The organism is Pseudomonas sp. FBCC-B545 (genome assembly GCF_059134095.1).
Genome location: NZ_CP101441.1, coordinates 3,582,029 through 3,603,622, shown reverse-complemented (window position 1 = coordinate 3,603,622; position 21,594 = coordinate 3,582,029). Strand labels below are relative to the sequence as shown.

Sequence of the window (21,594 nt, the reverse complement as noted above, 5' to 3'; positions counted from 1 at the left end):
CTCTTTTATCTGTGGGGACAGGCTATCCGCCACGGATTGTACGACTACTCGCCACCTGTTGGGGTTTGCAATTGAGGTAGGTCGAGGACTTCAACCAGCGCTGGTCCGGGTACCAGGAGAACATGAACTGCCCACCCTTGAGCTTGTCCACTACCTGGCGCGCCACCTGTGGGCGCACCGCCGGGCAGCCCTGGCTGCGGCCGATGCGGCCTTCGCGCTTGCTCCACAAGGGGCTGACGTAGTCGGCGGCATGGATCACGATGGCACGGTCGCGCGCCAGGTCATTGAAGCCGGGTTCCAGGCCATCCATGCGCAGCGAGTAGCCGTGGGTGCCGAGGTAGCTTTCCTGGGTGCGGAACAAGCCGAGGCTGGACTGGTGGCTGCCCTCGAGGTTGGAGAACTGGGTGGCGAAGTTTTCCCCGGACTTGGCTCCATGGGCCACCAGGTCACGCAGCACCAGGGTCTGTTTGCGCAAATCGAAGATCCACAGCCGACGAGCGGTCGAGGGCTGGGAGTAGTCAATAACCGCTAGGCGATCGGAACGTTCCTCGCCATTATTGACCGCGCACTGCACCGCGCTCAAGGCGCTTTTCAGCACGGCGGGATTGAGTTCTGGAGCCGAGCGCGCCAGGCTGCTATACAAGGTAGGAGGGGGGCCATTGGCGGCGAGCGCAACATTGCTCAGTAAAGCCAGGCTCCCGGTCATCAAGCCCACGGTGGTTATTCCGAGGCGGCGCATAAAAGTCAGCATCTACAGTCGATCCCCAAGCTGTGGAGTGGAGCTCAGTCAATTGTTCAAAAAACACGCATGTTACTTGAGCATTTGCCTGCTCGTTGCACCATTGGTCGCCATGGCCGATGCACCGCCGCTGGAGCCGTTGCCGGTGACCATGCCGGCGCCGGTCGACCTGGCGCCCGTGCAACAGGCTTTGGCGCAATTGCCCAGCGTCTGCCCCCAGTTGGCCCCGCGGATCGACGCCACCGCGTTAGTGCGCCTGCAAGCCTTTTACCAGCAGCAGGGCAATGCGTCGCTGTGGTCGGCCGACGAGCCCCGCAAAGCCTTGCAAACCCAGCTGCTGATGCTCGCCGACGACGGCCTGGCCCCCACCCACTATAGCTTGCCCCCGGTGGATGCCACGACTAACGTGCTGTGCAGCGATATCGCGACCAGCCAGCAGTACCTGCAGGCCCTGCACGATTTGCATTACGGGCGCCTGCTGCAATCGCGCTATGAACCGCTGTGGCATTCTCAACCGCCCACAACAGACCCGAACACTGCAGTATTGGCATTTGCCGCTACCGGCTTGCAGGACATGGTCAAGGCGTTCGACCAGGCGCGCCCCAGTGCGGATTTGTATCGCAGCCTGCGCAATGCCTATTCCAACGTGCGCCAACAGCCTTTACCGCACTGGGACGCGGTGGGCAGTGGCCCGTTATTACGCCCCGGCATGGAAGATCCGCGCGTGCCGGAACTGGCGCGGCGCCTGCACAGTGGCGGTTACCTGGCCAAGTTGCCCGGCGGCAATGGCAAGCAATACCAGGGTGAGTTGGTCAAGGCGGTGAAGGCGTTCCAGCTCAGCCACTCCTTGCAAGCCGACGGCGTGATCGGTGCGGGCACCGTGGCCGAGCTCAATATCAGCCCGGCGGTGCGCCGCGAACAACTGCGCATCAACCTGGAACGTTTCCGCTGGCTGGCCCAGGACCTTGAGCCCGAAGGCGTCGTGGTCAATGTGGCGGCCGCGCAACTGAGCGTGTACCAGAGCGGCATCCCGGTGTGGCAAACCCGCCTGCAGGTCGGGCGCGCCGAACGCCAGACGCCGTTGCTCAAGTCGCGCATCACACGGTTGACCCTCAACCCCACCTGGACCATCCCGCCGACCATCATGCGCGAGGACAAGCTCCCGGCCATCCGCCTCAACCCTGAATACCTGCGCCAGCAAAACCTGCAAGTGCTCGACGCTGAAGGCCACCCGCTGGCGCCCGAGCAAGTTGACTGGGCGCGCCCAGGCAACATCCTGCTGCGTCAGCAGGCCGGCCCGCGTAACCCGCTGGGCAAGATCGTGATGCGTTTCCCCAACCCGTATTCCGTGTACCTGCACGACACCCCCAGCCAACCGCTGTTCACCAAGGGGCCGCGGGCGTTCAGTTCCGGCTGCGTGCGTGTCGAGCAGCCGCTGCTGTTACGTGACCTGCTGGTGACCCCGGCCGAACGCACCCGCACTGATGAATTGCTGGCCACTGGTGTGACCCATGAATTCAGGCTGGCCACGCCAGTGCCGGTGTTGTTGGGGTATTGGACCGTGGAGGTGGATCGCGAGGGAAGCCTGGTCTACGCGCCGGATATCTATGCATTTGATCCGGTGTTGATCAAGGCCATGGGGAGTGTGTTGTAGCGCTCAATGCCTCGGTCCCCCTGTGGTAGGGGGCTTGCCCCCTCCCACATTTGGTTCTCTGTGCCCCGACGATCTAGTCAGGTATCAACTGCTGGCGACACTCCAGTACCAACCGGGCGCCGCCCAGTTCGCTGGTGCCGACGTCGAGCTTGAAGCCGTGCAAGTTGATGATCGCCGCCACAATCGACAACCCCAAGCCAAAACCGCCGTGCTGATCGCTTTCATCCACCCGATAAAAGCGCTGGAATACCGAAGCGCGCTCGGCCGCCGGAATCCCCGGCCCTGAGTCAAGCACTTCGATACGGGTGCTGCCCATATCATTGACCGCCCGCAGGATGACTTTGCCGGCAGGCGGGGTGAACTTGATCGAGTTGCTCAACAGGTTGGCCAAGGCTTCAAACAACAGCGCGCGGTCGCCGGTAACCCACGGCAGTGATTCGGGCGCCTGCAGCACCAGTTCCATTTCGCCTTCTTCAGCCAGGGGCAGATAGAAGTCGTGCAATTCGCGCAGCAGCGGCAGCGGGTCCAGTACCAGGAAACCTGAGCGGCGCTGGTGGTCCTCCAGTTCGGAAATGCGCAGCAGCCCGCGAAAGCGCGCCATCAATGTGTCGGTTTCGGCTATCGCATCATCGAGTTTTACCGCGTGGGCGGAGTCTTCCTCGGCTTGCTGCTTGATGCGGTAAAGCTGTGCGCGCAGGCGTGTGAGCGGGGTACGCAGGTCGTGGGCGATGGCGTCGCACACACCCTTGACCTCGTTCATCAGTTTCTCGATGCGGTCGAGCATGGCGTTGACGATGGCGGCGAGCATGTCCAACTCGTCACGGCGGTTGGACAGCGGCAAGCGGTGCGTCAGGTCACCGGCGACGATGGCTTCGGCGCTGGCCTGGATCCCGCGAATCCGCCGCAGCGGGCGACGGCGCAGCAGGTGCCAGCCGGCAGCGCCAGGGATGATGGTCAACGATAGGGCCCACAGCAAGGCGTGCCAGATGATCCGGGTCACGCCGAACAGCGAACCGTTGGCGCGCACCAGCACCAGCCAGCGCCCGTCGCCGGTGCGGGTAGCCACGGCGTCGCAGCTGTCCTTGGGCAGTTTCGGGTCGTCGGATTCGACGCAATTGGCCAGCGCGTGGATCTTGCCATCCAAAGGCAGGTCGGCCGGCACCGTACGGATCGGCCCGCTCAGGGGGCGAAATTGCTCATCGAACAGACCATAGGCGTCCACGCCCTTCATGTCGAAGGTCATGCTGGTGGTCAAGGCTTCCACCAGTTCTTCGCCGTCGAAGCGCTGGAATAAATGCTGGCGCTGCAGCAGGGAGTGGCGCGACAAATCGCCCAGGTAACCTGATACCTCGTAGTACAGCACCCCCATGAGGATGCAGCTCCAGGCCACGAACAACGAACTGTACAGCGCCAACAAGCGACTGCTGGAAGAACGCCAGCCCTTAGAGGGGTTCAGCAATGACATAACCGGAACCTCGTACCGTGCGGATCAACGGCGTAAGGCCCGGTGGGTCGATCTTCTTGCGCAGGCGACCGATGTGCACATCGATCAGGTTGGTGCCCGGGTCGAAGTGATAACCCCAGACTTCTTCAAAGATCATCATCCGCGAGAGGATCTGCCCGGTGTTGCGCATCAGGAATTCCAGCAGTTTGTATTCGGTAGGCAACAGGGTCAGCGGTTGCTCGGCACGGCTGGCTTCGCGGCTGATCAGGTTCAGTTCAAGGTCGGCCACGCGCAGGGCGGTCTCGAACTCCTTGACCGTGCTTTTGCGCCGCAGCAGCACTTCGACGCGGGCGGCCATTTCGTCGGAGGCGAACGGCTTGGTCAGGTAGTCATCGCCCCCGGCACGCAGGCCGCGTACGCGCTCGTCGACGTCAGAGAGCGCGCTGATCATCAGGATCGGCGTCGACACCCCGATGGTGCGCAAGGTGGTGACGATGGCCAGGCCATCCAGTTCGGGCAACATGCGGTCGAGGGTGATCAGGTCGTAATCACCACTGACGGCACGGACCAGGCCTTCGCGGCCGTTGTCCACCCAATCTACATCCAGTCCATGGCTACTCAGCTCGGCGACGATCTCGCGGGCCGTTACGGCATCATCCTCGATGGTCAAAATGCGGGTCATAGGATTACCTGGTGAGCGTTCACACTAGAAGTGCGGGTATTTTGCCAAGAAGTTGCTGAATGTTTCCTAAATAAAACTTCATCTAGTAGAAATGCCATTTGTTCATGACTGGCACGGATTCGATGTGGGAGGGGGCTTGCTCCCGATAGCGGTGTGTCAGCCAAGGTTTCATCGACTGAGACACCGCTATCGGGAGCAAGCCCCCTCCCACAAGGAAATGTGCCCGGCGGAAGAATGCATAACGCCCGTTCAGAACAGTCATTTCTTGCAACTTGCATGGTTCGAGTAAGTTCAATTTGGCTAACTTGTTGAAAAATAATGATTTTTTATTATGTGCCAAGTGGCATGGTGCCTGCACTGTCCCTTTTGGGACTTGTAACACTATTTTTCATGCCTGGAGCGATACAACAATGATCACATCCTCATCCACGCTGCAAGAGTCGAGCACGCTCTCCGGGGTTTCCTGGGGGGCGATCTTCGCCGGGGCCGCTGCGGCGGCTGCCTTGTCATTAATTCTGGTGCTGCTGGGCTTCGGCCTAGGCTTTTCGGCGGTCTCGCCGTGGGCCGACAGTGGCATCAGTGCCAAGGGCCTGGGCATTTCCACGATTGTCTGGCTGGCCTTTACCCAGATTGTTGCGTCGGGCCTGGGCGGCTACATCGCCGGTCGGTTGCGGGTAAAGTGGGCCAATATGCATGGCGATGAGGTGTACTTCCGCGACACCGCCCATGGCTTCCTGGCCTGGGCAGTGGCGACACTGATCACCGCGATGTTGGTGGTCGGTTCCGTCAGCAGCGTCGTCAGCGGCGGCGTGCAAGCCGGTGCCAGTGTCGCGTCGGGCGCCGCCAGTGGCATGACCCAAGCGGCCGGCAACGCAGCACAGGGTGCCGATAGTGGTGACTTCGGCTACTACGTCGACAGCCTGTTCCGCGATGACCGCCCAGCCGCAGTCAGCGATGACGCCGCCCACGCCGTGGTCGGTCGCATTTTTGCCCGCACCCTGAGCAATGACGGCCAACTTGCCGCTGAAGACCGTGCCTACCTGGCCCAGTTGATCAGCCAGCGCACCAACCTCAGCCAGGCCGATGCCGAAGCGCGCATCGACAAAGTCTACGGCGATGCCCGCAAAGCCATCGAAGATGCCAAGGTAAAAGCCAAGCAAGCCGCCGACACCGCCGCGAAAGTTGCCGCCTATACCTCGCTGTGGACCTTCGTGGCGCTGCTGATCGGTGCGTTCTTCGCCAGTTTCGCCGCTACCTTTGGCGGTCGTCGCCGGGATGCCGTGGTGTATGTAGAAACCGAAAACTACGTTCGTTAATTCAAGGCCCGTTCATTCTAAGGAGAATATGATGCGCTCATTACTGCTGTGGTTCCTCGGCGTGCCGATTCCGCTGATCATCCTGATCGCGATCTTCATGCACTAAACCCGAGCCTGGCTCGGTGAAGAGTGGGAGGGACTTTGTTCCCTCCCACTTTGCGTTTTGCGCAGGATCAGCCAGCTTGTCACCAGTAATGCGCTGGCAAGCGAGGTCATGATCACCAACGGCTGCGAAGTACCGTCCGACAGCAGCCCGGTGGCCCAACTGCTCAGTGCCGTGACAAACATCTGGATAAAAAAGAACAGCCCCGACGCCGTGCCGGCAATCGCACCATACGGCTGCAACACAGACAGCTGGCAGGCAGGCATCGTCAGGCCCACCGACACCATGATCACCACCATCGGTACCACGATGGCCAGCCACGCCTGTGGCAGCAGTGCCGTGGCTAGCGCGAGCGTGACGCTGCCCAGCACATTCAAGCCGATGGCGACGCTGATCAAGCGGTCGGCCCCGAACCGCTGCACCAGGCGCCGGAACAGGTTGGCGCCGAGCATATAACCGCTGATTGTCGCGGCAAACACCAGGGCGTAGGCGGTCGGCGTCAAATCAAAGCCCCGTTGCAGCAATGCCGAAGACTCGCTGATAAACGGAAAATACGTGCTGTACGCGCAGCCAATCGCCAAGGCATAACGCAGGAAGTAGCGCTCGCGCAGCAGTTGGCTGTAGGTGCGCAGCAAGTGGTTGGGCGGTGCAGCGGCCACTTGCGGCGGGCGGGTTTCAGGCAGGCGGCGTTGGACGATTATGCAAAGCACGCAACCGATCACCCCGAGCAATACAAACAAGCCACGCCAACCCAAGAGCGGCAATAACAGGCTACCGAGCACCGGCGCGGCCATGGGCGATACGGCCATCGCCATGGAGATCAACCCCAGCAGGCGCGCCTGCTCATCGCGGTCAAAATAATCGCGCACGATCACTCGGCCGATCACCGTGGTGCAGCACCCGCCGAGCGCCTGGAACAGCCGCGCAATGACCAACACGCCGAGGCTATCGGCCACGGCGCAGGTCACGGTCGCCAGCACATACAGCGTCAATCCGGCCAACAGCACCGGGCGTCGGCCGAGGCGGTCGGTGAGCGGGCCGCTGACCAGCAGGGAAATCGCCGAGCCGAGGGTGTACAGGGTCAGGACCAGTTGCAACTGGCTGTCCTGGGTGTGGAAGTAGTCGGCCATGGCGGGCAGGGCGGGCAAATGCAAATCCAGGGTAAGGCGCGGCAGGCCCACCAGGACCGTCAGCAAAGTCAGCCAGAACCAGGGAGCGAGAAGGCGTTGAGTCATGGGCGGGTTTCTTCGCAATGGGTAGAGCCCGGACTTTAGCGACTTTGTGGTTTAATCCTCAGGACCACTTATGCCATGGATGACTGGACCACTATGAGCCGCGGAAAAGCTGCCTCCAACCTTGACCTGCCGCGCCCCGATACGCTGGATGCAGGCAAGCAGCAGGGCGCCTACGAGGCGTTGCGCGAGGCAATCCTGGCTCGACAGTTGCCGGCAGGCAGTCGTTTGCCGTCGACCCGCAGCCTGGCCGAGCGCTGGCAGGTCTCACGTGGCACCCTTGAGGCCGCTTTTGACCGTTTGCACAGCGAAGGCTATGTGCAGCGTGTGGCCGGCTCGGGCACGCGGGTGTGTGCGGTGATTCCGGAGCAGTTCATCGCAGCCCCGGTGGCCAAGCAAAACCTGCGCCGACCGGTTGAGCCCGACTTACCTCACGCCGGCGTGCAGAGCCACGTGCCCTTTGTCGCACGACGCCCGGATGCCAGCCTGTTCGACCTGAAAACCTGGGCGCGCTGCCTCTCCCGCGGGTTGCTGGCGGCAGGCCCCGGCGTGCTGGAGGCTGCGCACCCCGGCGGGTTGCCGGCCTTGCGCGAACTGATCGCGGACTACCTGCGCCGCTATCGCGGCATGCAGTGCGAGGCAGATGAAGTGATCGTCACCACGGGCATTCGCCATGGCCTTGACCTGATTGCGCGCACGCTGCTCCAGCCAGGTGACACCGCCTGTGTCGAAGACCCCGGCTACACACCGGCGCGGCGTTTATTCAGCCTCGCCGGGGCGCGGGTCCAGGCGATCGCGGTCACCACCGAAGGCCTCGATACCGACCAGCTCCCCGAACACGCACGGCTGGCCTATGTCAGCCCAGCGCACCAGGCGCCGCTGGGCGTGACCCTGTCGGTGTCACGTCGGCTGGCACTGCTGGACTGGGCGAACCGGGCGGATGCCTGGGTGGTGGAGGATGACTACGACAGCGAGTACAACTACAACAGCGCACCCCTGGCGGCGCTCAAGTCCCTGGATTCGAACGACCGCGTGCTCTATTGCGGCAGCTTCAACAAAAACCTGTTTCCCGGCTTGCGGGTCGGCTTCATGGTGGTGCCCAAGGTCCTGCGCCCGGCACTGCTGCGCACCTTGCAACTGACCGGGCATTCAGTGGGCGCAACCGACCAGTTGGGCTTGGTGGAGTTTCTTGGCAGTGGTGCCTTAGTGCGGCACCTGCGGGCGTCGCGCCAGGCGTATCAGGCGCGGCGGGATGCGTTGCTTGCCTGTCTGCCGGAGGGTGTCACGGTCAGTGGCCAGCAGGCCGGGCTGCATTTTGTGTTGTGGTTGCCGGCCGGGGTGCAAGAGGCGGACTTCTGCGCCCGCGCCGCCGACGCCGGGCTGAGCTTGCAGCCGTTGGGCAAGTTTTGTGTCTATGTGACGTTGCCGCCCGCCGTGATTATCGGCTACACCGCGTTGACCCTCGCGCAGATCCGCTTCCACGGCCGGGCCCTGGCGCAACTACTGTAGGAGCGCGTCAGTCGTCGAACCCGACCTGCTCATGAATCTCATCCACCTTCAATTCCAACCGATACGCCACCGCAATAAACAGCGCCTGGCACAGGCACAAGGTGGCGCTCAACGAGCGGAAGGCGAACGAGGAACCTTCATTGACCAACAGCACCGCATTCGCGCGCTTGGCCAGCGGCGACAGGTTGCTGTCGGTGATGATCAGGGTCTTGGCCTGATGATGCTGGGCGATGCGCAGGCAGTGCTGGGTTTCCTTGCCGTAGGGCGTGAAGCTGATCGCAATCACCAGGTCATTGGCACGCACACTGCGCATCTGCTCGCGATAACTGCCGCCCAGGCCAGAGATCAGGTGGATGCGCTTGTTGGTGTGCTGCAGGTTGTAGACCAGGTAGTCGGCCACCGCGAAGGAGCGACGCACGCCAACCACGTAGATGTTGTCGGCATTGACCACCAGGTCCACGGCTTTCTCGAAGGCGGCATCGTCCAGCTCCAGGCCCAGGCGCTCGATGCCGGAAAGGGTCGCGTTGACGCATTCGCGCGCCAGGTCGCCGCCGCTGGCCTTCTGCGATTTGTTGGCGATCATGCTGCGGATGCGCTGCTGGTAGTTCTGCACCGGCGTGGTCTTGTGGGTATATGCCTCGCGAAACAGCGCCTGCATCTCGCTGAACCCGCTGAAGCCGAAACGTTGGGAGAACCGCACGATGGCCGAGGGGTGCACTTCGCATTCGCGGGCAATATCGCTGATGCGGTCGACCATGATCCGGTCGCTCTGCTGGCTCATGTAGCTGGCGATGCGCTTGAGCTGGCGCGGCAGGCTCTCGTATTCGTCGGTGATCAGCTGCAACAGGCGTTCGGCATTGATCGGAGGGCTGGCGACAGTTTCTTCCAGGGTGGTCTCGGGATCGGTGCGGGACATGGGCAATCCTTCTGGCGTGTTCGTCTGATGCGCTGATGGGTGGCGCAAGTCTACAGGGTAGGCGCAAAAAAATACCTCGGCATCACGGCCCGTGTGGCCTGCTGAAACGGTGCACGGGCGCTGGCGTGCCGCTATGCTGACGTATTGGAAAAAATATTCCACTAAAAATAATTATGGAATAAATATTGATTGCCGCCGCTGGACGTTCTAGTCTGCTCCCACCAAGAGCGTTTGCCGTCGCCACGGCGGCACAACGCAGGCTGATAAAAATAACAGGAGCCAGCATGGGCCAGACTCGTTTTGCCAGTGGGCGTCAATTGGATCTGATTTGCCTCGGGCGCCTGGGCGTCGACCTCTATGCGCAGCAAGTCGGTGCGCGGCTTGAGGACGTGACCAGCTTCGCCAAGTACCTCGGCGGTTCTTCCGCCAACATCGCCTTCGGCACCGCCAGGCTGGGTCTCAAGTCAGCGATGCTGAGCCGCGTGGGCGACGACCATATGGGCCGTTTTCTGGTGGAATCCCTGGCCCGTGAAGGCTGCGATGTCAGCGGTATCAAGGTCGACCCGGAGCGCCTCACCGCCCTGGTGCTGCTGGGCCTCAAGGATCGTGAAACCTTCCCTCTGGTGTTCTACCGCGAAAACTGCGCGGACATGGCCCTGCGCGCTGAAGACATCAGCGAGGCCTTTATTGCCTCCAGCAAAGCGCTGTTGATCACCGGCACGCACTTCTCCACCGACGGCGTGTACAAGGCCAGCATCCAGGCCTTGGATTACGCCGCCAGGCACAACGTCAAGCGCGTGCTGGACATCGACTACCGCCCGGTGCTGTGGGGCCTGGCGGGCAAGGCCGATGGCGAAACCCGTTTCGTCGCCGACCAGAATGTCAGCCAGCATGTGCAGAAGATCCTGCCGCGTTTCGACCTGATCGTCGGCACTGAAGAAGAATTCCTTATCGCCGGTGGCAGTGAAGACCTGCTCACCGCGTTGCGCACCGTACGCGAACTGACGCCTGCGACCCTGGTAGTCAAGCTGGGTCCCCAGGGTTGTACGGTCATTCACGGCGCGATTCCTGCGCGGCTGGAGGACGGGGCGATCTACCCCGGTGTGCGCGTGGAAGTGCTCAATGTGCTGGGGGCCGGCGATGCCTTTATGTCAGGCTTCCTCAGCGGTTGGATCAATGACGCTAGCGATGAACGTTGCAGTCAGTTGGCCAATGCCTGTGGCGGCCTGGTGGTTTCGCGCCATGCCTGTGCGCCGGCCATGCCGACACCCGCCGAGCTTGAGTACCTGTTCAGCAGCCCGGTGCCCATTACCCGCCCGGACCAGGACGTGACCCTGCAACGCCTGCACCGCGTAACGGTGCCGCGCAAGGCCTGGAAGCAATTGTTCGTGTTTGCCTTCGACCACCGCTGGCAACTGGTGGACCTGGCGCAAAAGGGCGGTCAGGACCCGACGCGCATCAGCGCGATCAAGCAGTTGTTTATCCAGGCCATCGAACGCGTGGAGCGCAAGCTCGGCGAGCAGGGCGTCGAGGCCGACGTGGGCCTGCTCGCCGACCAACGTTTCGGCCAGGATGCCCTCAACGCCGCCAGCGGTCGCGGCTGGTGGATCGCACGCCCGGTGGAAGTGCAGAACTCGCGGCCCCTGGCGTTCGAACACGGACGCTCGGTGGGCAGCAACCTGATTGCCTGGCCCCAGGAACAGATCATCAAGTGCCTGGTGCAATTCCACCCCGATGACGAACCGATGCTGCGCCTGGAGCAGGAAGCGCAACTCAAGGCGGTGTACGAGGCCTCCATCGTGAGCGGGCATGAGCTGCTGCTGGAAGTCATCCCGCCCAAGGATCATCCATCGACTTATCCCGACGTGCTCTACCGCAGCCTCAAGCGCCTGTACAACCTGGGTATCTACCCGGCCTGGTGGAAGATCGAGGCGCAGTCAGCCGAGGATTGGAAGAAGCTTGACGAACTGATCCAGGAGCGCGACCCGTACTGCCGGGGCGTGGTGCTGCTGGGCCTGAACGCGTCCGCCGAATGCCTCGCCGATGGTTTCCAGCAAGCACGCCTGAGCACCACCTGCCGTGGGTTTGCCGTAGGCCGCACGATCTTCCAGGAGCCGAGCCGGGCGTGGATGGCGGGGGAGATCGATGATGAGACCTTGATCCAGCAGGTACAGGCTACCTTCGAACAACTCATCAATGCCTGGCGCAGTTCCAGAGCTTAATCACAGTTCTAAAGGTGCAATGCAATCAAATGTGGGAGGGGGCTTGCTCCCGATAGCGGTGTATCAGGTACCTATTTATCAACTGACCCACTGCCATCGGGAGCAAGCCCCCTCCCACACAGGCTGATCCCAGTGATCTCAGGCTAAAACAATAAAGGTGCAGCCATGCCCGCAATCCGAATTGGCATCAACCCGATCTCCTGGAGCAACGACGACCTGCCGGCCCTCGGCGGTGAAACCCCGCTGAGCACGGCCCTGAGCGAAGGCAAGGACATCGGCTACGAAGGTTTTGAACTCAACGGCAAATTCCCCAAAGATGCCAAGGGTGTCGGCGACGTGTTGCGCCCCTATGACCTGGCCCTCGTCTCCGGCTGGTACTCCAGCCGCCTGGCCCGTCGCTCCGTGGCCGAGGAAATCGAGGCGATTGCCGGCCATGTCGAACTGCTCAGGCACAACGGCGCCTCGGTGCTGGTGTATGGCGAAGTGGCTGATTCGATCCAGGGCTCGCGCATTCGTTTGATCGAACGCCCGCGTTTCCATAGCGAGCAGGCTTGGCAGGACTATGCCGACAAACTTACCGAACTGGCGCGCTTCACCCTGTCCCAGGGGGTACGCCTGGCGTACCACCACCATATGGGCGCCTATGTCGAGTCCCCCGAAGACATCGACCAGCTGATGCAGCGCACGGGGCCGGAAGTCGGCCTGCTGTTCGATTCGGGCCACTGCTACATGGGCGGCGGCGAACCCGTCGAGGTGTTGCGCAAGCATATCGACCGTGTCTGCCACGTGCATTTCAAGGATGTGCGCAAACCCGTGGTGCAACTGGCGCGCAACCAGATGTGGAGCTTTCCCGATTGCATCGTCAACGGCACGTTCACTGTGCCCGGCGATGGCGACATCGATTTTGCACCGTTGCTGGACGTACTGCTGGCTGCGAACTATGAGGGCTGGCTGGTGGTGGAAGCCGAGCAGGACCCGGCCGTGGCGCCCAGCTATATCTACGCAAAAAAAGGTTATGACACCTTGCGTGCGCTTCTCAACCAGAGGACTTGAGTGATGAGCTTGTTGGTCAAAAGCAGCAAACGCGGGCAAACCATGGTCGCCCTGGAAGCCGGGCGCCTGGAATACGTAGGCTTTGCCGCCTACCGCCTGAGCCTGGGCGAAAGCCTGCCGATCAGCGCGGGCGATCAGGAGTTGTGCCTGGTGTTGCTCAGCGGTCGGGTAAACATCGAAGGCGAAGGTTTCAGTTGGCAGAACGTCGGTGATCGCCAGTCGGTGTTCGAAGACAAATCACCGTTCGCCGCCTACCTGCCGCCCGGCACCGACGCCCAGGTCAGCGCCTTGAGCGATGTACAGATCGCCGTCTGCGCCGCTCCGGGTGCCCAGGGTTTTGCCCCGCGCCTGATCCGCCCCGAGCAGTGCAAGCGCAGTGTGCGTGGCAAAGGCGCCAACACCCGCTACGTGTGCGACATCCTGCCCGATAGCGAGCCGGCCCATTCGCTGCTGGTGGTGGAAGTGCGCACACCGTCGGGGCATTCCTCAAGCTACCCGCCGCACAAGCATGACACCGACGACCTGCCGCACCAGAGCTTCCTGGAAGAGACCTATTACCACCAGATCAACCCGCCCCAGGGCTTTGTCTTCCAGCGCGTGTACACCGATGACCGCAGCATCGACCAGGCCATGGCCGTGGAAAACAGCGACCTGGTGGTGGTGCCCAAGGGTTACCACCCGGTCAGCGTGCCATACGGCTACGAGTCGTATTACCTCAACGTGATGGCCGGCCCCAAGCGCGCCTGGCATTTCCATAACGACCCGCAGCACAGCTGGCTGCTGGACCTTTAAACGGTTTGGACGGAGAACAACAACAATGAAGTCGCCGCTACGTTTTGCCCTTAACCGCATGGTCGCGCCTGACCTGGCCCTGGCGGATTTCATCCAGATGGCCAAAGCCCTCAAGTGCGATGCCATCGAGATCCGCAACGACCTCAAGAACCGCGAAATCGAATACGGCATGCCCGCCACTCGCGTACGTGAGTTGTGCGCGGCGCAGGGTATTACGGTGCTGTCGATCAACGCGCTGTACCCCTTTGACGTGTGGAACGACGAGCGCCGTGCCCAAGCGTTGGAGCTTGCCACCTACGCCCGTGAATGCGGTGCCCAGGGTCTGGTGATGTGCCCGTTCAATGAGCCCGGCGACACGCGCACCGACGCGCAGCGCGCCGCCGCTTTGCGCACCGCGTTGAGCGAATTGGCACCCATCCTGCGCGAGTACGGGATTCTTGGTTTTGTCGAACCCCTTGGTTTCGAAGTATCCGCCCTGCGTCGCAAGCGCGTGGCGGTGGAAGCGATCAAGTCCATCGGTGGCCTGGATGTGTTCCGTGTGGTGCATGACACCTTCCACCATCACTTGGCCGGCGAGCATGAGTTCTTTCCCGAACTGACCGGCCTGGTGCATATCTCCGGGGTGGAGGATCGCGACGCGCCGCTCAACGCGATTGGCGACGGCCACCGCGTACTGGTGGGCGAGGGCGATATCCTCGGCAATGCGGCGCAGATCGACACCCTGTTGAGTACCGGCTACAGCGGCTATCTGTCGTTCGAGCCGTTTGCCGAAAGCGTGCATGGTTTAGCGGATATCCAGCAGGCCGTGGGGGCAAGCATCGCCCACCTGCAAAAATCATAAGGGGCGCGTCATGACCACCACACGATTGACCATGGCCCAGGCCCTGGTGAAGTTCCTGGATAACCAATACATCGAAGTCGACGGCGTGCAGAGCAAGTTTGTTGCCGGCGTATTCACCATTTTCGGCCATGGCAACGTGTTGGGCCTCGGCCAGGCCCTGGAGCAGGACAGCGGCGAGTTGGTGGTGCACCAGGGCCGCAACGAGCAGGGCATGGCCCATGCCGCCATCGGCTTTGCCAAGCAGCACCTGCGGCGCAAGATCTATGCGTGCACGGCTTCGGTCGGGCCTGGCGCTGCGAATATGCTCACCGCCGCAGCCACCGCCACGGCCAACCGCATCCCCTTGCTGCTGTTGCCCGGCGATGTCTACGCCAGCCGCCAGCCGGATCCGGTGCTGCAGCAGATCGAGCAGTTCCACGACCTGAGCATCAGCACCAACGACGCGTTTCGCTCCGTGAGCAAATACTGGGACCGCATCAACCGCCCTGAGCAATTGATGGCGGCGGCGATCCAGGCCATGCGCGTGCTCACAGATCCCGCGGAAACCGGCGCGGTGACCCTGGCCTTGCCACAGGACGTACAGGCCGAAGCCTGGGACTATCCCGACTACTTCCTGCAAAAACGCGTGCACCGCATCGACCGGCGCCCGGCCACTGCGGCGATGATCGGTGATGCGCTTGCCGCGTTTCATGGTAAGCGCAAGCCGCTGATCATTTGCGGTGGCGGGGTGAAGTACTCCGGCGCCAATGCCGCGCTGCAAGCCTTCGCCGAGCGCTTTGCGATTCCCTTCGCGGAAACCCAGGCGGGCAAGAGCGCAGTGGTTTCCAGCCATCCGCTGAATGTCGGCGGCATCGGCGAAACCGGCTGCCTGGCGGCCAACCTGCTGGCGCCCGAAGCCGACCTGATCATCGGTATCGGCACCCGTTATACCGACTTCACTACCTCGTCCAAATCGCTGTTCAAGCACGCCGAGGTGAAGTTTCTCAACCTCAATATCAGCCCGTGCGACGCCTTGAAACTCGACGGCGTGCAAGTGCTGGCGGATGCCAAGGTCGCCCTTCAAGCGCTGGCTGACGCCCTGGGCGATTACCGCTCCGGCTGGGGTGAGCAAATCGCTGACGCCAAGGCGCAACTCGATGCCGAAGTGGATCGTGTGCATCAGGTGGAATACCAGGGCGATGGGTTCGTCCCCGAAGTCGACGACCACCTGGACCGTGGAGTACTGCGTGAATTTATCGAGCTGACCGGCTCATGCCTGACCCAAAGCCGGGTGCTTGGCGTGCTCAACCAGAGCCTGGCCGACGACGCGATCATCGTCGCCGCCGCCGGCAGCCTGCCTGGGGATTTGCAACGGGCCTGGCGCAGCAAGGGCGTCAACACCTACCACGTCGAATACGGCTATTCGTGCATGGGCTACGAGATCAACGCGGCCCTTGGCGTGAAGCTGGCCGAGCCGACCAAGGAGGTCTATGCGCTGGTCGGTGATGGCTCCTACATGATGCTGCACTCGGAACTGGCCACCTCGATCCAGGAGCGGCGCAAGATCAACGTGGTGCTGCTCGACAACATGGCTTTCGGCTGTATCAACAACCTGCAGATCGGCAATGGCATGGACAGCTTCGGCACCGAGTTCCGCTACCGCAACCCCGAGAGCGGCAAGCTCGACGGTGGCCTGGTGCCGGTGGACTTCGCCATGAGTGCGGCGGCCTATGGCTGCAAGACCTACAAGGTCAGCACGGTGGAACAGCTCGAAGCGGCCCTGGCGGATGCGCGCGCGCAGTCCGTCTCGACCCTGATCGATATCAAGGTGCTGCCCAAGACCATGATCCACGGCTACCTGTCGTGGTGGCGGGTGGGCGTGGCGCAGGTGTCCACCAGCGAACGCACCAATGCCGCTGCGAAAAAACTCAATGAACACCTGGCGAAAGCCCGGCAGTACTAATAACAAGAGGAGTGTTTGCATGTCTTTGCTTTCTAATTCACTGCGGTTAGGTGTAATCGGCACAGGCGCCATCGGCCGTGACCATATCCGTCGTTGCAGCCAGACCCTGCTCAACAGCCAGGTGGTGGCGGTCACCGATATCAACCTTGAGCAGGCCGCCAAGGTGGTCGCGGACTTGAAGCTGGACGCAGAGGTGTACCCGGACGGCCATGCACTGATCAGCTCGCCGCAGGTCGAAGCGGTGCTGGTGACTTCATGGGGCCCAAGCCACGAAGCGTTCGTACTGGCCGCCATCGCCGCCGGCAAACCGGTGTTCTGTGAAAAGCCCCTGGCGGTCACCGCCGAAGGTTGTCGCAAGATCGTCGAAGCCGAAGTCGCCCATGGCAAGCGCCTGGTGCAAGTGGGTTTCATGCGTCCGTATGACGAAGGCTATCGTGCCTTGAAAGCCGTAATCGACAGCGGCCAGATCGGCGAGCCGTTGATGCTGCACTGCGCGCACCGTAACCCCACGGTGGGCGAGAACTACAAGACCGACATGGCGATCACCGACACCCTGATCCACGAGTTGGATGTGTTGCGCTGGCTGCTCGACGACGACTACGTTAGCGTACAGGTGGTGTTCCCGCGCAAGACCAGCAAGGCCCTGGCCCACCTGCGCGACCCGCAGATCGTGCTGCTGGAAACCGCCAAGGGCACGCGTATCGACGTGGAAGTATTTGTGAACTGCCAATACGGCTACGACATCCAGTGCGAAGTGGTGGGGGAGACCGGCATCGCCAAGTTGCCGGAGCCGTCCCAGGTGCAACTGCGCAGTGACGCGAAGCTGTCCAACGCGATCCTGATGGACTGGAAGGACCGCTTTATCGGCGCCTATGACGTGGAGTTGCAGGCCTTCATTGACAGCGTGCGCGCTGGACAGGTGGGTGGGCCGTCGGCCTGGGATGGGTATGCGGCGGCGGTGGCGGCAGATGCCTGCATTGAAGCCCAGGGCAGCGGGCAGATTGTGAAAGTCAGCTTGCCGGATCGCCCACACTTCTACAGCTGATCCCAATCTCACAGGTGGAACCTGGTCAATGTGGGAGGGGGCTTGCTCCCGATATCGGTGGGTCAGTCACCCAGTATGTATCTGATCTACCGCTATCGGGAGCAAGCCCCCTCCCACATTTGGATTGGTTTTCACTTCAAGTCAGGAGTGTATGCATGCGAATTGGACTAGTCGGCTACGGCCACGGAGGGCGCTTCTTTCATGCGCCGCTGATTGCAACGTTGCAAGGCGCGACGTTTGTAGGCGTCGTCACACGCTCAGCCGAACGCCGCCAGCAATTAAGTACCGACCTTCCAGGCGTGAAGGCCTTCGACTCCATCGGCCAGATCGTCGAGGCCGGCGTCGATGCCCTGGTCATCTCCACCACCCTCAAAGGCCGCCCTGCATTAGTACTGGAAGCCATCGAACACGGTGTAACCGTGGTCAGCGATAAACCCTTTGCCGCCAACGCCGAACAGGCCCAAGCCTTGATCACCGCCGCCGAGCGCCAGGGTTCCCTGCTCAGCGTCTACCAGAACCGGCGCTGGGACTCGGATTACCTGACCCTGCGTAAACTCATCGACGCCGGTGCCCTCGGCAGCATCACCCGGTTTGAATCCCGCGTGGAGCGCTACAGCCCAGAGGCTGTGGGCAATGCCAGTGGCGGCGGATGGCTGCGCGACCTGGGCAGCCATCTGGTGGACCAGGCGCTGCAACTGTTCGGCCCGGTGGATCGAGTGTTCGCCCAACTGCACTACACCGCGCAATACCCCAGCGTGGATCACGGCTTCTTTGTTTCCTTGACCCACGCCAATGGCGTGATTTCACACCTGTGGGGCAACGCCTTGCAGAACAGCCAGGCACCACGCTTTCGGGTCAGTGGCAGCTTGGGTTGCTACACCGTCGAAGGCTTGGATGGCCAGGAAGACGCGTTGATGGCCGGTAAATCGCCGAAGACCGAAGGCGAGCATTGGGGGGCCGAGGAACATCGACGCTGGGGCTGGTTCGAGCAGGGGCCGGAACGTGAGCGGGTGCCGTCGGAGAAGGGCTGCTGGACCCAGTTCTATCGCCAATTGCAAGCGGCCGTGCAGGGCCAGGGGCCGCTGCCGGTAAGCGCCTATGACGCACTGGAAACCACCCGTATATTGGACGCCGCGCGCCTGAGTGCCGAGCGCCAGCAGGTGGTTTCGACAAAAATAGAATAAAATTCTAAAACAGGTTGATATGGAAATTATTTTCCAATAAAGTCTTTTCCAGGTTGCATAAAGTCCGTCCCGCACACGTTTGGGGCGACTCAACAAAAACAAGATCAAAAACAACCAGGTACCGTCAGATGAAAATCTTCAACGCTGTACTGCAAGTTTTACGCCCCGCCCAAACGCCTCGCGGCCTGCCCCGCGCCCGGCCGTTCTACTTCTCCTTCCTCAATGTGCTGTGCGTCGAAAACCAGGGCGCGCTGGTCTGCTGCATTCCGGGCGCGCCGGTGGTGCGAGTGCCGGCCGAGGCCTGATCAACGCAACGTCCAAAAAAACCAACAAGAAAGTGGAGACAGACCGTTCATGAAGACCCCGATCCGTTTTACCGCGCTGGCCCTGTCCATGCTGCTGGCCAGCGGTGTTGCCGGCGCCGCCGATCTCAAGGTGGGCGTCACGATGTCCGCGTTCGACGACACCTTCCTTACCTACCTGCGCGAAGACATGGACAAGCAAGCCAAGTCCTACCCCAAGGGCGATGGCGTGCAACTGCAGTTCGAAGATGCCCGCGCCGATGTGGTCAAGCAACTGAGCCAGGTCGAGAACTTCATCAGCCAGAAAGTCGACGCGATTATCGTCAACCCGGTCGATACCGCATCGACCAAGAACATCATCAGTGCCGCGACCAAGGCGGGCATTCCGCTGGTATTCGTCAACCGCCGGCCCGACCAGAAAGACCTGCCCAAGGACGTGGTGGCGGTGACCTCAGATGACGTCGAGGCCGGTCGCCTGCAAATGCAGTACATCGCTGAGAAACTCGGTGGCAAGGGCAAGATCGTGATCCTGCTGGGCGACCTGGCGAACAACTCCACCACCAACCGCACCAAGGGCGTGAAGGAAGTACTCGCCAAGTACCCGGACATCAAGATCGAACAGGAACAGACCGGCATCTGGCTGCGGGACAAGGGCATGACTCTGGTCAACGACTGGCTGACCCAAGGCCGCGAGTTCAACGCAGTGCTGGCCAACAACGATGAGATGGCCATTGGTGCATCCATGGCGCTGAGATCGGCCGGCAAGGAAAAGGGCAGCGTGCTGATCGCGGGTGTCGACGGTACGCCGGACGGCTTGAATGCAATCACCAAGGGTGACATGGCCGCCTCCGCGTTCCAGGACGCCAAGGGCCAGGCCGTGGGGTCGGTGGAAGCGGCGCGCAAGATGGCCAGGAACGAGCCGGTCGAGCAGAACGTGATCATTCCGTTCCAGCTGATTACTCCGGACAACGTCGCCCAGTTCAAGTAGCCCTGACATCACAACAATGAACCGGCAGGGCGGTCGTGCCCGCCCTGCTGATGGAGTACCGTCTTATGCTCGCTCATGCCGCTGTCTCGCAGCCTCCCGGTATCCAGCCGTTGCCGCTGGACGAACCCTACCTGTTGGAAATCGTCAACATCAGCAAAGGCTTTCCCGGCGTCGTGGCCCTGGCCGACGTACAACTGCGTGTGCGTCCCGGCACGGTGCTGGCGCTGATGGGCGAGAATGGCGCAGGCAAGTCGACCTTGATGAAAATCATCGCCGGTATCTATCAGCCCGACGCTGGGGAAATCCGCCTGCGCGGCAAGCCCATCGTGTTTGACACACCGCTGGCGGCACAGAAAGCCGGGATCGCGATGATCCACCAGGAACTCAACCTGATGCCGCACATGAGCATCGCCGAGAACATCTGGATCGGCCGCGAGCAGCTCAACAGCCTGCACATGGTCAACCACCGCGAAATGCATCGTTGCACCGCCGAGTTGCTGGCGCGCCTGCGCATCAACCTCGACCCCGAAGAACAGGTCGGCAACCTGAGCATCGCCGAGCGGCAGATGGTCGAGATTGCCAAGGCGGTGTCCTATGACTCCGACATCCTGATCATGGATGAGCCCACCTCGGCGATCACCGACAAGGAGGTGGCCCACCTGTTTTCGATCATTGCCGACCTCAAGTCCCAGGGCAAAGGCATCGTCTACATCACGCACAAAATGAACGAAGTGTTCGCCATCGCCGATGAAGTGGCGGTGTTCCGCGATGGCCAGTACATCGGCCTGCAACGTGCCGACAGCATGAACAGCGACAGCCTGATCTCGATGATGGTAGGGCGTGAGCTGAGCCAGTTGTTCCCGGTGCGCGAGACGCCCATTGGTGAGCTGCTGCTGTCGGTGCGCGACCTGAGCCTGGACGGCGTATTCAAAAACGTATCCTTCGACCTGCACTCCGGGGAAATCCTCGGCATCGCCGGGCTGATGGGCTCCGGGCGCACCAATGTGGCAGAAACGATTTTTGGCATCACCCCAAGCACCAGTGGGCAAATCACCCTGGACGGCCAGGCGGTGCGTATTACCGACCCGCACATGGCCATCGAGAAAGGCTTTGCGCTGTTGACCGAGGACCGCAAGCTCAGCGGCCTGTTCCCGTGCCTGTCGGTACTGGAAAACATGGAGATGGCAGTGTTGCCGCACTATTCGGGCAACGGCTTCATCCAGCAGGAAGCCCTGCGTGCGTTGTGTGAAGACATGTGCAAGAAGCTGCGGGTGAAAACCCCGTCCCTGGAACAATGCATCGACACCTTGTCCGGCGGCAACCAGCAAAAGGCCTTGCTGGCACGCTGGCTGATGACCAACCCACGCCTGCTGATCCTCGACGAGCCGACCCGCGGTATTGATGTGGGCGCCAAGGCCGAGATCTATCGCTTGATCGCCTTCCTCGCCAGCGAAGGCATGGCGGTGATCATGATTTCCTCCGAACTGCCCGAAGTGCTCGGCATGAGCGACCGGGTGATGGTCATGCACGAAGGCGAACTGATGGGCACCCTGGATCGCGCTGAGGCCACCCAGGAAAAAGTCATGCAGTTGGCTTCCGGTATGACCGCGGTCCACTGATCTACAGAATA

General features: G+C 61.8%; 18 protein-coding genes. 13 read left to right on the top strand and 5 right to left on the bottom strand.

Translation table 11 applies throughout. The annotated features are described in order from the left end of the window. Nucleotides 1-22: 22 nt before the first annotated feature. Nucleotides 23-751, bottom strand: coding sequence for a murein L,D-transpeptidase catalytic domain family protein (locus tag NMB39_RS16670; RefSeq protein ID WP_124400412.1), 729 nt, complete (start codon nucleotides 749-751; stop codon nucleotides 23-25). Nucleotides 752-791: 40 nt separating this feature from the next. Here NMB39_RS16670 and NMB39_RS16665 point away from each other — a divergent pair, with 40 nt between their 5' ends. After that, nucleotides 792-2,393: a L,D-transpeptidase family protein gene (locus NMB39_RS16665; RefSeq protein ID WP_494340414.1), complete on the top strand. Its 1,602-nt coding sequence runs from the start codon at nucleotides 792-794 to the stop codon at nucleotides 2,391-2,393. 73 nt (nucleotides 2,394-2,466) lie between these two features. Here the strand turns inward: NMB39_RS16665 and NMB39_RS16660 are convergent, their stop codons facing one another. After that, nucleotides 2,467-3,858, bottom strand: coding sequence for a sensor histidine kinase (locus tag NMB39_RS16660; RefSeq protein WP_057022570.1), 1,392 nt, complete (start codon nucleotides 3,856-3,858; stop codon nucleotides 2,467-2,469). Further along, on the bottom strand, nucleotides 3,836-4,519 hold the full coding sequence (locus tag NMB39_RS16655; protein ID WP_005787712.1) for a response regulator transcription factor: 684 nt from the start codon (nucleotides 4,517-4,519) through the stop codon (nucleotides 3,836-3,838). Before NMB39_RS16655 ends, NMB39_RS16660 begins: the two co-directional genes overlap by 23 nt. A gap of 410 nt (nucleotides 4,520-4,929) precedes the next feature. Between NMB39_RS16655 and NMB39_RS16650 the strand changes: the two genes are divergently transcribed. Beyond that, entirely contained in the window at nucleotides 4,930-5,835 is a 906-nt protein-coding gene (locus tag NMB39_RS16650) for a hypothetical protein (RefSeq protein ID WP_056846465.1), read from the top strand. 102 nt (nucleotides 5,836-5,937) lie between these two features. On the opposite strand, the gene NMB39_RS16645 is transcribed toward NMB39_RS16650, so the two are convergent. Continuing rightward, nucleotides 5,938-7,173, bottom strand: a complete 1,236-nt coding sequence (locus NMB39_RS16645) for a multidrug effflux MFS transporter (protein ID WP_494340415.1) — start codon at nucleotides 7,171-7,173, stop codon at nucleotides 5,938-5,940. A 93-nt stretch (nucleotides 7,174-7,266) separates the two neighbouring features. Between NMB39_RS16645 and pdxR the strand changes: the two genes are divergently transcribed. Further along, nucleotides 7,267-8,679, top strand: coding sequence for a MocR-like pyridoxine biosynthesis transcription factor PdxR (pdxR, locus tag NMB39_RS16640; protein WP_494340586.1), 1,413 nt, complete (start codon nucleotides 7,267-7,269; stop codon nucleotides 8,677-8,679). Nucleotides 8,680-8,686: 7 nt separating this feature from the next. On the opposite strand, the gene NMB39_RS16635 is transcribed toward pdxR, so the two are convergent. Further along, nucleotides 8,687-9,595, bottom strand: a complete 909-nt coding sequence (locus tag NMB39_RS16635) for a MurR/RpiR family transcriptional regulator (protein ID WP_005787722.1) — start codon at nucleotides 9,593-9,595, stop codon at nucleotides 8,687-8,689. 284 nt (nucleotides 9,596-9,879) lie between these two features. On the opposite strand from NMB39_RS16635, the gene NMB39_RS16630 reads away from it, so the two are divergent. The 10 genes from NMB39_RS16630 to NMB39_RS16585 all read left to right on the top strand — a co-directional run bounded on the left by NMB39_RS16630 (nucleotide 9,880) and on the right by NMB39_RS16585 (nucleotide 21,583). After that, nucleotides 9,880-11,817, top strand: coding sequence for a bifunctional 5-dehydro-2-deoxygluconokinase/5-dehydro-2-deoxyphosphogluconate aldolase (locus tag NMB39_RS16630; protein WP_057022567.1), 1,938 nt, complete (start codon nucleotides 9,880-9,882; stop codon nucleotides 11,815-11,817). Between the two features lie 165 nt (nucleotides 11,818-11,982). After that, a complete protein-coding gene (iolE, locus tag NMB39_RS16625; RefSeq protein ID WP_057022566.1) occupies nucleotides 11,983-12,870 on the top strand; it encodes a myo-inosose-2 dehydratase in 888 nt (295 codons plus the stop codon). A gap of 3 nt (nucleotides 12,871-12,873) precedes the next feature. Continuing rightward, nucleotides 12,874-13,662, top strand: a complete 789-nt coding sequence (gene iolB / locus NMB39_RS16620) for a 5-deoxy-glucuronate isomerase (protein WP_057022565.1) — start codon at nucleotides 12,874-12,876, stop codon at nucleotides 13,660-13,662. Between the two features lie 25 nt (nucleotides 13,663-13,687). Beyond that, nucleotides 13,688-14,503, top strand: a complete 816-nt coding sequence (locus NMB39_RS16615) for a TIM barrel protein (protein ID WP_464006401.1) — start codon at nucleotides 13,688-13,690, stop codon at nucleotides 14,501-14,503. Nucleotides 14,504-14,513: 10 nt separating this feature from the next. Beyond that, entirely contained in the window at nucleotides 14,514-16,445 is a 1,932-nt protein-coding gene (iolD, locus tag NMB39_RS16610; protein ID WP_494340416.1) for a 3D-(3,5/4)-trihydroxycyclohexane-1,2-dione acylhydrolase (decyclizing), read from the top strand. A gap of 19 nt (nucleotides 16,446-16,464) precedes the next feature. Beyond that, nucleotides 16,465-17,490 (top strand): bifunctional inositol 2-dehydrogenase/D-chiro-inositol 1-dehydrogenase, encoded by a 1,026-nt coding sequence (gene iolG, locus NMB39_RS16605; RefSeq protein WP_494340417.1) that lies wholly within the window; start codon nucleotides 16,465-16,467, stop codon nucleotides 17,488-17,490. Nucleotides 17,491-17,645: 155 nt separating this feature from the next. Next, nucleotides 17,646-18,674, top strand: coding sequence for a Gfo/Idh/MocA family protein (locus NMB39_RS16600; protein WP_494340418.1), 1,029 nt, complete (start codon nucleotides 17,646-17,648; stop codon nucleotides 18,672-18,674). A gap of 128 nt (nucleotides 18,675-18,802) precedes the next feature. Next, a complete protein-coding gene (locus NMB39_RS16595) occupies nucleotides 18,803-18,979 on the top strand; it encodes a hypothetical protein (protein WP_494340419.1) in 177 nt (58 codons plus the stop codon). Nucleotides 18,980-19,028: 49 nt separating this feature from the next. After that, nucleotides 19,029-19,964 (top strand): sugar ABC transporter substrate-binding protein, encoded by a 936-nt coding sequence (locus NMB39_RS16590; RefSeq protein ID WP_057022560.1) that lies wholly within the window; start codon nucleotides 19,029-19,031, stop codon nucleotides 19,962-19,964. Between the two features lie 65 nt (nucleotides 19,965-20,029). After that, nucleotides 20,030-21,583, top strand: a complete 1,554-nt coding sequence (locus NMB39_RS16585; RefSeq protein ID WP_494340420.1) for a sugar ABC transporter ATP-binding protein — start codon at nucleotides 20,030-20,032, stop codon at nucleotides 21,581-21,583. Nucleotides 21,584-21,594: the final 11 nt, after the last annotated feature.